The following is a 10,693-nucleotide window of genomic DNA, read 5'->3' as shown; positions in this document are numbered from 1 at the left end:
CTTCGACGAGTTCGAGGAATATCCCGCTCCCGTTGAAACCGAACCGGAAGAGGAACATCCCGCCGCACTTCTGGAAGGATGTGCCGTGACCATGGAAGGCGGAGTGCCTTTTCTTGATCTGGCATCGCTTTTGTGGGAGGAATTTTCGCTGGCTCTGCCCGTGAAGCCTCTCTGTCGGCCGGACTGTCGGGGCCTGTGTCCTGAGTGCGGCAAGAATCTTAATGAAGGTGCCTGCGGCTGTTCCCGCGACAGCGGTGATCCGCGGCTGGCTGCTCTGCGTCAACTGAAAGTGAAACATCAGGGGTGACTCCCTTGTTTCCGAGATAAGGAGAAACATCATGGCTGTTCAGCAGAACAAAAAGTCCCACTCCAGAAAGTGCATGCGTCGTTCCCATGACCGTGTGGCCAAGCCCACCGTCATCTACTGCTCCTGCGGCGCTCCCACCAAGCCCCACAGTGTTTGCCCCTCCTGCGGCAAGTATGACGGCCGCCAGGTAGAACCTGTGGCCGGCGATGAGCAGTAATCGTCCAAGGCTGGCCGTGGACGCCATGGGGGGCGATTTCGGCCCTTCCGTGGTGGTTCCCGGAGCGCTTCAGGCCGCCCGCAACACGGGCGCGAAGGTTATCCTTGTCGGTATCGAGGAAGAGATCCGCAAGACTCTTGCCGATCTTTCCGCACAGAACGAAGAAGGCGAGCTTTTTGATATCATCAATGCCACGCAGCTGGTGGAGATGACCGACAAGCCTTCCGAAGTGCTGCGCACCAAAAAGGATTCCTCCATGCAGGTGGCCTGCAGGCTGGTTCGCCAGGGAGAAGCCGACGCTTTTATCAGCGCCGGTCATTCCGGTGCGGCTTTTGCCTGCGGGATGTTCATTCTCGGCCGTATTCCCGGCGTGGAACGCCCCGCGCTGGCTTCCGTGATTCCCACGGAGAAGTCGCCCATGCTTCTTCTCGATGTGGGCGCCAACGTGGAATGTCGCCCTCACCATCTTTTTCAGTTCGGTCTTATGGGGGCCACCTTTGTCAAGGATATCCTTGGCTATGAGGAACCCCGCGTAGGCATCCTGAGCATCGGTGAGGAAGAGGGGAAGGGGAATTCGCTCGTCAAAAGCAGTTATGAACTGCTCAAGCAGGCTTCCAATCTTAACTTCATCGGCAATGCCGAGGGCAGGGATCTGTTCACCGGCGATATCGATGTGGCGGTCTGCGACGGCTTTGTGGGCAATATCGCCCTCAAGCTGAGCGAAGGGCTGGCTTCTTCCCTGACGCATCTTCTGAAGAGGGAGCTTCTGAACAACGGCATGCTGCCAAAGCTCGGCGCCATGCTTTCTATGAAGGCCTTCCAGAACTTCAAAAAGATGGTGGACTACGCGGAATACGGGGGCGCGCCTCTGCTCGGTCTGAAGGGCATCGCCATAGTCTGCCACGGCAAGTCCAATGCCAAGGCTATCACAAGCGCGGTTACCATGGCCAATACCTATGTGGTCAAGGGGACTCAGCAGCGACTTGTGGAAACGATCAGCGCCAACGAGGAGCTGACGAGTTACGGTCGCTCCGTGTGATCCGGCCGTGCAATTTTTTCGTGTTCCGCATCCGCCCCTGAGGTGAATGTGGAGTGCGCCATGGCGGCGGCGTATTTTCGCCGCCTTCCGAGATTGGGTGCCTTTTCGGATGCACCTGCCGGCCGCTTCGTCCCTGTGCGGAAAATGCGCGGCTTCTTTCGGGGTGGGGCCGTCACGGCCCCTCCCTGCTTCAAATGGCAACGGCTGCCTTCAATGCTGTTTCGTCCGGATACATCCATGAATCATCCCTGCTATATCTGCGGACTCGGTTCCGCCATTCCTCCCCGGGTTATGACTAATCATGATCTGGAAAAGCTGGTGGAGACTTCCGATGACTGGATTACCACCAGAACGGGCATCAAGGAGCGCCATATCCTGGCGGACGGCGTCAATCCTTCCGACTGCGGCGTGGAAGCCGCCCGTATTGCCCTTGAGGAAGCGGGAGTATCTCTGGAAGAGATCACCCATATTTTCGTGGCCACCTGTACCCCCGACTATCTCTGCCCCAGTACGGCCTGCGTCATTGCCGGGAAACTCGGTCTTTCCTCCTTGGAAGGACGCAAAGGGGACGTGATGTGCCTGGATTTCAACGCCGCCTGCACGGGGTTCGTGTACGGGCTTGAGCTTGCGCGCTCCATCCTTCATATACATGACGACGCCGTAGTTCTTCTTGTGGCCACCGAAGGGCTGAGCCGCCGCACCAATTTTACCGACCGTACCACCTGTGTGCTCTTCGGAGACGCTGCCGGCGCCGTCGTGCTTCGCGCAAACGACAAAAACGCTCTCTGGCAGCTGTGCGACGTGGTCTGCTCTTCCGACGGCTCTCTGCATGATCTCATTCAGATCGGCGGAGGTTCGGCCTGCAATATCAAGGAAGGGGACAGCGTGGGGGCGGACTGGTTCATTTCCATGCAGGGTATGGCGGTATTCAAGTACGCCGTGCGCAGCATGGCGGAAGAAAGTCTGCGTATTCTGGCAAGAAACGGCATGACCCTTGGAGATCTTGATCTTTTCATTCCCCATCAGGCCAATCTCCGCATCATCAAGGCTGTGGGGGAAAGGCTGGGGCTGGATGAGGAACGCGTTTTTGCCAATGTACAGCTTTATGGAAACACCTCTGCGGCCACACTGCCCGTGGCCATGGAGGACGCTCGCCGCGCGCAAAAGCTGAAGCCGGGCATGAAGGTTCTGCTGACAAGTTTCGGTGGCGGCATGACCTGGGGCTCCGCGTTGCTGGTTTAGTTTCTTCGTTGTCATTTCCCCGGAAAACGCTTAGTATTCCCCCCATAGGAGCTTGACCATGAGCGAACTTTCTCCCACTGCGCTTGTCACCGGCGGTTCCCGCGGCATCGGCCGTACCGTGGCCCTCACGCTCGCCGCCGCCGGCTATCAGATATACTTTACTTATGTGAGCCGTCCGGAAGCAGCCATGAAGACTGTGGCCGACATAGAGGCCATGGGCGGGCATGCCCGCGCCTTCTGTGTGGATTCCGGCGATTCCGAGGCCGTGTCTCGCTTCTTTGCGGAAGAGATCAAGGGCAAGGTGCACCTTTCCGTGCTGGTGAACAATGCGGGCATTACCCGCGACGGTCTTGTCCTGCGCATGAAGGATGAGGATTTCGATGCCGTGGTCAACACCAATCTGCGCGGCGCCTTCCTTTTTCTGCGTGAGAGCGCCAAGATCATGGCCCGGCAGCGTGACGGGCGCATCATCAATATTTCCTCCGTGGTCGGTCAGATGGGCAATGCCGGTCAGATCAACTATTCTGCCGCCAAAGCGGGCCTCATCGCTATGACCAAGTCCGCCGCCAAGGAACTGGGCGGACGCTCCGTGACGGTGAATGCCGTCGCGCCCGGCTTTATTGAAACGGACATGACGGCGGCCCTTACCGAAGAAACGAAGAAGGCTTATGCCGCCTCCATTCCTCTGGGGCGTCTCGGCTCCGCGCAGGATGTTGCCGATGCCGTGGCCTTCCTTGCCTCGGACAAGGCTTCGTACATCACGGGGCAAGTCATCGCCGTAAACGGCGGTTTGTACTGCTGAAGATATTTCCAGATATATCCGGCTCCTCCTTCCGGCAAAGGCTGAAGGTCTGGAGAAATTTGAATGTGGTTGGTAGCCGGGGCAGCGATCCCGGTATGGATGTAGAACCCTGAAACACCCCCTGGAGGGAACCATGGCCGCCGTTGAAGATAAAGTTAAGCAGATCATCGTCGAACAGCTTCAGCTTTCTGAAGAAGAAGTGACTCCCGAAGCTTCCTTCATCGAAGATCTGGGTGCCGACTCTCTCGACCTGACCGAACTCATCATGGCTTTTGAAGAAGCCTTCGGCGTGGAAATCGCTGATGAGGACGCCCAGAAGATCCTGAAGGTCAAGGACGCCATCAACTATATTGAAAGCAAGCAGAAGTAAGTTACTTCCTTTCATCTTGTTTTCATGAAGATGCCGGGGAGCCTCGCGTTCCCCGGCGTATTCGAGTTTAGAGCGACGTTGCATGGTGTGCGGGTTGCAGGCTTCCGTGGGAGCGGGATTTGCAGTTTTGCCATGATGAGCATCAGGCCTGCTTCGGTAAAAAGGATGCGCAACCTTGACATGACAGTTCCTGTGCAAGTCGGCTGTGTGCGTCCGGGGCGTCCGGGCCGGGAGCAGCTTTCTGCCAGTGGCCCGCGGGAGGAGAGGCCCGCGGAAAAGACGTCGGCCTTTTCACGGCGGGACATGTGTTGCGCCTGTCGCGCGGAAAAGGGAAAGCCGGTGTTCCGCACCCTTCCGGGCAGGGGCATTGTTCCGTTACCTACTTTACATGGAGTTATTCCGCGTGGATCGTAAACGCATTGTCATTACCGGTCTTTCAGCTATCACCCCTCTGGGCACCAATCTGGAGAGCAGTTGGGAGGCCCTTCTTGCCGGTAAGTCCGGCATCGGCCGTATCTCTCAGTTTGATTCCACCGAATTTCCCACGCACATCGCGGGCGAAGTAAAGGATTTCAACCCCGAAGAATTCATTCCGGCCAAACAGTGCCGCAAGATGGACCGCTTCTGCCAGCTGGCCGTGTGTGCGGGCATGCAGCTCATGGCGGACTCCGGCCTCAAGATTGACGAGAGCAATGCCGGCCGTGTGGGCGTGGTGCTCGGCGTTGGGCTCGGTGGCCTCAAGACTATTGAGGACTTTCACGAAAAGCTGCGTACTTCCGGCCCCAACCGCGTTTCTCCTTTCTATATTCCTATGCTCATTTCCAATATGGCTCCCGGCCAGGTGGCCATATTCACGGGCGCAAAGGGGATCAACGTGGTTTCCACGAGTGCCTGCGCTTCGGCGCTGCACGCCATAGGCAGCGCCTATGATCAGCTTGTGCTCGGTCGTGCCGATGCCGTCATTACGGGCGGTGCGGAATCCACCATCACGGAGATGGGTATTTCCGGATTCACTTCCATGAAGGCCCTCTGCACGGCGCATCAGGACGAGCCTGAAAAGGCTTCCCGCCCCTTCGACGCCGGTCGTAGCGGCTTCATCATGGGCGAAGGTGCGGGCATGCTCATGCTGGAAACGCTGGAGCACGCCGAGGCTCGCGGTGCGAAAATCTATGCTGAGGTCGTAGGCTTCGGCGCTTCCGACGACGCCCATCACATGGTGGCGCCTCTGGAAACGGGTGAAGGCATGGCCGCCTGTATGCGCAATGCCCTGGCCGACGCCGGACTTTCTCCCGACGCCATAAACCACGTGAGCGCCCACGGCACGTCCACCCATGCCAACGACGCTGCGGAAACCAAGGCTCTGCATGCAGTTTTTGGCGACCATGCAAGGGATCTGGCCATTACGGGCGTGAAGTCGCAGATAGGGCACCTGCTCGGCGCTTCCGGCGGCGTGGCCAGCGTGTTTGCCTCTATGACTCTCATCACCGGCATGGTGCCCGGTACCATCAATCAGGAAACACCCGATCCTGAGTGTGATCTCAACTACATGGGCGGAGGGTCGAAAAAGCTCGATCCCTGCTATGCCATGATAAATTCCTTTGGATTCGGCGGCACTAACGCAAGCCTCGTACTGAAGAAGTTCACCGCGTAATCTGCAGGGCCGGGGGACCGGCCCTCAATTTTCAGGAACAGAAGAACCATGGAAGAACTGATTTTGCGCGACCCTGAGGTCGCGGACGCCATCTGGAAGGAATCCCGCCGTCAGGTGAGCAAGCTTGAACTCATCGCCTCGGAAAATTTCATATCTGTTGCCGTGCGCGAGGCGCAGGGTTCCATCATGACGCACAAGTATGCCGAGGGGTATCCGGGCAAGCGTTATTATGGCGGCTGCGAATTTGTGGACATTGTGGAAAACCTTGCCCGCGATCGCGCGATGAAGCTGTTCGGTTGCGATTACGCCAATGTGCAGCCCCATGCCGGCAGCCAGGCCAACATGGCCGCCTATCTTGCGCTCATCAAGCCCGGCGACACGGTCATGGGCATGGATCTTTCCCATGGCGGGCATCTTACCCACGGCAGCCCTGTGAACTTTTCCGGGCGCGCATACAATTTCGTTCCCTACGGCGTGAACCGTGAAACGGGCCGCATTGATTACGAGGAACTGGAAAAGAAGGCCCTCGAATGTCGTCCCGCGCTCATCGTGGCGGGTGCGAGCGCCTATTCCCGCATCATCGACTTCGAGCGTTTCCGCAGAATTGCCGATGAAGTGGGCGCAAAGCTTATGGTGGACATGGCTCATATCGCGGGCCTCGTGGCTGCCGGGCTTCATCCTTCGCCTCTTCCTTGGGCTGATATCACCACGAGCACCACGCACAAGACCCTGCGTGGGCCGCGCGGCGGCCTGATCCTTTCCTCACGTGGGGAGGAATACGGCAAGTCCATCAACAGCAAGGTGTTCCCCGGCATGCAGGGCGGGCCGCTCATGCACGTCATTGCGGCCAAGGCCGTGGCCTTCGGTGAAGCGTTGCGCCCCGAGTTCAAGGAATATCAGGAGCAGATACTGCGCAACGCCAGGGTGCTCGCCACCTGCCTGACAGACGCCGGCTATGATCTTGTTTCCGGCGGGACGGACAATCACCTCATGCTGCTTGATCTGACCAGAAAGGATATCACCGGCAAGGATGCCGAGCATGCCCTTGACCTTGCCGGCATCACGGTGAACAAGAACACGGTTCCCTTTGAAACTCGCTCCCCCTTCGTCACTTCCGGTGTACGCATCGGTACGGCCGCGCTCACCACGCGCGGCATGAAGGAGAAGGATATGGAGAAGGTGGGCGACTGGATTGTGGATGTGCTTTCCAACACCACCCATGAATCCCGTCTCGCTGAAATCCGCAGCGAAGTGGAAGCCTTTGCCTGCAGGTTCCCGCTTTTCGCCTGGTAAAAAGCATGGGCGGCCCTGCGCGCGGCCGCCCTTTTCCTTATGTTCAAACAGTGATACGTTCCCGGACGAGACGGGAGGATGTATGGCGCAAGGCAGTAGGGCCAGCTGGCCCAGATATTTCATGGACATAGCCTACCTTGTAGCGGAGCGTTCCACCTGCCTTCGCAGGAAGGTGGGCGCCTTGGCCGTGCTGGACAAGCGTATTCTGGCCACGGGCTACAACGGCGCCCCCTCCGGCGTGCCGCACTGCCTTGAAGTCGGCTGCCTGCGTGCTTCCCTCGGTATTCCCTCCGGGCAGCGCCATGAGATATGCCGGGGGATTCATGCCGAGCAGAATGTCATCATACAGGCTGCGGTGCACGGTATCTCCCTGCGCAGTGCGGAGCTTTACTGCACCACCTACCCCTGCTTCATCTGCTCCAAGATGTTGATAAACTGCGGGGTAAGGCGCATTTGGATTTCCGAGAACTATCCCGACGAGCTTTCAAAAGCCATGCTCGCCGAAGCCGGCGTGCAGGTCATACACCTGCCGCATGGGGCGGACAGCCCTGAAGGGGCAGAAAAAAGCGCTCCGGCAGAGCAGGCCGGAGCCTCGGATGAAAAGGAAGGAGGCAGGGAGTGAACCGGCACGAACCATTCATGCGGGCAGCGCTGGAACTGGCCGAAAGAGGGCGCTGGAGTACGGCTCCCAACCCTACGGTAGGTGCGGTTCTGGTGCGCGACGGGAACATTGTGGCGGAAGGCTGGCATGCCGTGTGCGGCGAGGCCCATGCCGAGGTGAACTGTCTGTGCGACGCGCGGGAAAAAGGCGTGGATCCTTCCCAGTGTACCTTGTACGTCACGTTGGAACCCTGCAATCATCAGGGGAAGACTCCTCCCTGTGCGAAAGCCATTCTGGAAGCGGGTATTCCCCGTGTGGTGGTCGGCATGGCCGACGTGAATGCCCAGGCCTCAGGAGGAGCGGAATTTCTGCGTGAGCACGGCGTACAGGTGGAGATGGGCGTGCTTGAAAAGGAGTGCCGCGATCTGGTGGCCGACTTCATCATCTGGCAGACCACGCGCAGGCCGTATGTCATTTTGAAAATGGCCTCCACGCTCGACGGGCGTATTGCGACGCGGGCGGGGCGCTCCCAGCGTATTTCCAACCGGGCCTCCCATGAGGAGGTGATGCGCCTGCGCGAGAACATAGGGCGCGCGGGCGGGGCCGTGCTTGTGGGCGGCAATACTTTTTTGCTGGATAATCCCCGCCTTACGGCAAGGACGCAGAGTGCCGAGCGCCAGCCTCTGGCGGCGGTGATGACTTCCCGGCTGCCCGGGGCCGAGGCTTCCTGCCACCTGCTCGACGACAGACCCTCCGACTGCGTGTTCTTCAGCACGGCGGCTCAGGCGGCTTCCCCTTCCGCAGCCGGTCTGCGCAACCGGGGTGCGCGCGTATACGGCGTGGACTGCGCCTCCGGCAGGCATACGCTGGACGCGGAAGAAGTGCTTGTCACCCTGAGGGAGCAGGAGCATTGCCTGTATGTGCTCTGTGAGGGAGGCGGCAAACTGGCCCTTTCTCTTCTGGAGCAGGGGCTGGTGGACGAGTTTCATCTGCATCTTGCCCCCTCCATTCTCGGCGATGCCGATGCCACGCCCGTGTTTGCCGGTCGCACGGCGGACGATATGGAGGACGCTCTGCGCATGCGCGTGGTACGTACCTCTGTGCTGGACGGCGACATACACCTTTATTTCCGTGCGGACAGGGGCTGAGCGATGTTTACGGGGCTTATCGAGGGGCAGGGCCGCATTGAAGGCATGGAGAGAAGGGGCGGAGACATGCTCTTCCGCTTCCATCCCCTTTTCGCATGGGCAGCGCCGGAAATCGGTGAGTCCGTGGCCTGCAACGGGGTATGCCTTACTATGGAAACCTGGATTGCCTCCGGACCTTCCTTTACGGCGTTCGCTTCGGCGGAAACGCTTTCCTGCTCCAACTTGGGCGGGCTTTCCGTGGGGGGGCTTGTGAACATGGAACGTGCCATGGCCATGGGTGAGCGCTTCGGCGGGCATATCGTAAGCGGTCATGTGGATACCGTGGCCCGGGTGGAAAGCGTGCGCCCTGTGGGAGATTCCCGCTGCATACGCCTTACCTTTGCCGAGGAATGGAGCTCCCAGATAGTGCCCAAGGGGTCGGTGACTCTGGACGGCATAAGCTTGACCGTAAACGACTGCGGCCCCGGTTTTCTGGAAGTGAACATCATTCCCGAAACCTGGCGCGTGACTACGGTGGCATCATGGAAGGCAGGTTCCTGTGTGAACCTGGAAACGGATATCATCGGCAAGTATGTGAAGCACCTCATGCAGCCCTATGCCGGGAGCCGGAACAAGGCCCCGGAAGAGCGCGTGACTATGGATTTTCTGCGCCGCAACGGCTTCGGTTTTTAGCGTCGCTTGTGCCGGCTTCGGGAGAGGCCCGTGCCGGCAGGGCGTCAACATTCACAATCCGCTCTTGAAGGACAGCGTATGCCTCTGTGCAGTGTGGAGACAGCCCTTGACGATCTGAAAAAGGGCAGGATGATCATTCTTGTGGATGATGAGGACAGGGAGAACGAGGGCGATCTTGTGGCCGCCGCCGAGTTCGTCACGCCTGAAATCATCAATTTCATGTCCCGGCAGGGGCGGGGGCTCATCTGCCTTTCACTTTCCGCCGAACGGGCCGACAGGCTCGGCCTTCAGCTCATGACGCGGCGCAACGGCTCCCGTTTCGGCACCAATTTCACCGTGTCCATCGACGCGCGTTCCGGCGATGCTCCCGCCATTTCCGCGGCGGGTCGCGCCCATACCGTACAGACGGCCATTGCCGACGGCGCTGTTCCGGGCGATCTCGTTTCGCCCGGCTGCATGTTCCCCCTGCGCGCGCGGCCCGGCGGGCTGCTCACCCGCGCGGGGCAGACGGAAGGAAGTGTGGATCTTTGCCGCATGGCCGGGCTCAAGGAGGCTGCAGTCATCTGCGAGATCATGAAGGAAGACGGGACTATGGCCCGTATGCCCGACCTTGAGAAATTCGCGGCCGAGCATGATCTGCACATCGCCGCCAACAAGGATATCATCCGCTGGAGGCTGGAGCACGGCGAAGTTGCAGTGAAGCGTGCCGCCGAAGCTTCCATGCCCACGAAATACGGGGATTTCCGCATCATTGCCTATGAAAATTCCGTGGACGGCCGAACCCATGTGGCCCTGGTGAAGGGCGACGTGGATGAGAGGGACGATCCTTCCCCTGTGCTGGTGCGTGTGCACAGCGAATGTCTCACCGGCGACGTGTTCGGCTCCATGCGCTGCGACTGCGGCGGGCAGCTTGCCGCCGCGCTTTCCCAGATAGAAAGGGAAGGGCGGGGCGCTCTTCTGTACATGCGTCAGGAAGGGCGGGGCATAGGCCTTGCCAACAAAATCAGGGCATATGCGCTTCAGGAGCAGGGACTGGACACTGTGGAGGCGAATATTCGTCTTGGCTTCCGGCCCGATTTGCGCGATTATGGCGTCGGCGCGCAGATTCTGGTGGATCTGGGCATACGCAAGCTTCGTTTGCTGACCAACAACCCCACCAAGATCGTAGGGCTGGAAGGCTATGGGCTGGACATTGTGGAGCGGGTTCCCATAGAACAGGAGCCCGGCCGCTACAATGAAGACTACCTGCTGACGAAAAAAGAAAAAATGGGCCACCTGCTCAGGCGGGTATGCCCCAAGACAGAGTGAGGAAACCATGTATTCCGTCAAGACCATAGAAGGACAGCTTAAC

At 59.3% G+C, this 10,693-nt stretch carries 12 protein-coding genes; all 12 read left to right on the top strand.

Features of this window, described 5'->3' with window-relative positions; genetic code table 11:
- On the top strand, window positions 1-307 hold a 307-nt coding region (locus K8W16_RS01955), incomplete at its 5' end, for a DUF177 domain-containing protein (RefSeq protein ID WP_304120687.1).
- A gap of 31 nt (window positions 308-338) precedes the next feature.
- Complete coding sequence (rpmF, locus tag K8W16_RS01950; protein WP_304120686.1) at window positions 339-524, top strand: 50S ribosomal protein L32; 186 nt, start codon at window positions 339-341, stop codon at window positions 522-524.
- Window positions 514-1,563: a phosphate acyltransferase PlsX gene (plsX, locus tag K8W16_RS01945; RefSeq protein ID WP_304120685.1), complete on the top strand. Its 1,050-nt coding sequence runs from the start codon at window positions 514-516 to the stop codon at window positions 1,561-1,563. The genes rpmF and plsX overlap by 11 nt, the downstream gene beginning before the upstream one ends.
- 237 nt (window positions 1,564-1,800) lie before the next feature.
- Window positions 1,801-2,805, top strand: coding sequence for a beta-ketoacyl-ACP synthase III (locus K8W16_RS01940; RefSeq protein WP_304120683.1), 1,005 nt, complete (start codon window positions 1,801-1,803; stop codon window positions 2,803-2,805).
- A gap of 58 nt (window positions 2,806-2,863) precedes the next feature.
- Window positions 2,864-3,607 carry a 3-oxoacyl-[acyl-carrier-protein] reductase gene (fabG, locus tag K8W16_RS01935; RefSeq protein WP_304120681.1) on the top strand — a complete coding sequence of 248 codons (744 nt, stop codon included), beginning with the start codon at window positions 2,864-2,866 and terminating at the stop codon, window positions 3,605-3,607.
- Window positions 3,608-3,740: 133 nt separating this feature from the next.
- Window positions 3,741-3,977, top strand: coding sequence for an acyl carrier protein (locus tag K8W16_RS01930; RefSeq protein ID WP_077072368.1), 237 nt, complete (start codon window positions 3,741-3,743; stop codon window positions 3,975-3,977).
- A gap of 403 nt (window positions 3,978-4,380) precedes the next feature.
- On the top strand, window positions 4,381-5,628 hold the full coding sequence (fabF, locus tag K8W16_RS01925) for a beta-ketoacyl-ACP synthase II (RefSeq protein WP_304120680.1): 1,248 nt from the start codon (window positions 4,381-4,383) through the stop codon (window positions 5,626-5,628).
- Window positions 5,629-5,676: 48 nt separating this feature from the next.
- Window positions 5,677-6,921: a serine hydroxymethyltransferase gene (gene glyA, locus K8W16_RS01920; RefSeq protein WP_304120679.1), complete on the top strand. Its 1,245-nt coding sequence runs from the start codon at window positions 5,677-5,679 to the stop codon at window positions 6,919-6,921.
- A gap of 82 nt (window positions 6,922-7,003) precedes the next feature.
- The gene (locus K8W16_RS01915) at window positions 7,004-7,543 is read left to right on the top strand and encodes a cytidine/deoxycytidylate deaminase family protein (protein ID WP_304120678.1); all 540 of its coding nucleotides are present in this window, start codon (window positions 7,004-7,006) and stop codon (window positions 7,541-7,543) included.
- On the top strand, window positions 7,540-8,670 hold the full coding sequence (ribD, locus tag K8W16_RS01910; RefSeq protein WP_304120677.1) for a bifunctional diaminohydroxyphosphoribosylaminopyrimidine deaminase/5-amino-6-(5-phosphoribosylamino)uracil reductase RibD: 1,131 nt from the start codon (window positions 7,540-7,542) through the stop codon (window positions 8,668-8,670). Before K8W16_RS01915 ends, ribD begins: the two co-directional genes overlap by 4 nt.
- 3 nt (window positions 8,671-8,673) lie before the next feature.
- On the top strand, window positions 8,674-9,342 hold the full coding sequence (locus tag K8W16_RS01905; protein ID WP_304120675.1) for a riboflavin synthase: 669 nt from the start codon (window positions 8,674-8,676) through the stop codon (window positions 9,340-9,342).
- A 78-nt stretch (window positions 9,343-9,420) separates the two neighbouring features.
- Window positions 9,421-10,650 carry a bifunctional 3,4-dihydroxy-2-butanone-4-phosphate synthase/GTP cyclohydrolase II gene (locus tag K8W16_RS01900; protein ID WP_304120672.1) on the top strand — a complete coding sequence of 410 codons (1,230 nt, stop codon included), beginning with the start codon at window positions 9,421-9,423 and terminating at the stop codon, window positions 10,648-10,650.
- Window positions 10,651-10,693: the final 43 nt, after the last annotated feature.

It is taken from the genome of Mailhella massiliensis, assembly GCF_020741395.1.
Classification (GTDB): Bacteria; Desulfobacterota; Desulfovibrionia; order Desulfovibrionales; family Desulfovibrionaceae; genus Mailhella; species Mailhella massiliensis_A.
The sequence above is the reverse complement of the archived record's forward strand: the minus strand, read 5'-3'. Positions and strand labels throughout refer to the sequence as shown.

Excerpts from the sequence above, each read along its gene's own strand:
- K8W16_RS01930 (WP_077072368.1), top strand. The coding sequence starts at position 3,741 with ATGGCCGCCGTTGAAGATAAAGTTAAGCAGATCATCGTCGAACAGCTT.
- K8W16_RS01905 (WP_304120675.1), top strand. The coding sequence starts at position 8,674 with ATGTTTACGGGGCTTATCGAGGGGCAGGGCCGCATTGAAGGCATGGAG.
- K8W16_RS01900 (WP_304120672.1), top strand. The coding sequence starts at position 9,421 with ATGCCTCTGTGCAGTGTGGAGACAGCCCTTGACGATCTGAAAAAGGGC.
- K8W16_RS01915 (WP_304120678.1), top strand. The coding sequence starts at position 7,004 with ATGGCGCAAGGCAGTAGGGCCAGCTGGCCCAGATATTTCATGGACATA.
- fabG (WP_304120681.1), top strand. The coding sequence starts at position 2,864 with ATGAGCGAACTTTCTCCCACTGCGCTTGTCACCGGCGGTTCCCGCGGC.
- glyA (WP_304120679.1), top strand. The coding sequence starts at position 5,677 with ATGGAAGAACTGATTTTGCGCGACCCTGAGGTCGCGGACGCCATCTGG.
- plsX (WP_304120685.1), top strand. The coding sequence starts at position 514 with ATGAGCAGTAATCGTCCAAGGCTGGCCGTGGACGCCATGGGGGGCGAT.
- rpmF (WP_304120686.1), top strand. The coding sequence starts at position 339 with ATGGCTGTTCAGCAGAACAAAAAGTCCCACTCCAGAAAGTGCATGCGT.
- K8W16_RS01940 (WP_304120683.1), top strand. The coding sequence starts at position 1,801 with ATGAATCATCCCTGCTATATCTGCGGACTCGGTTCCGCCATTCCTCCC.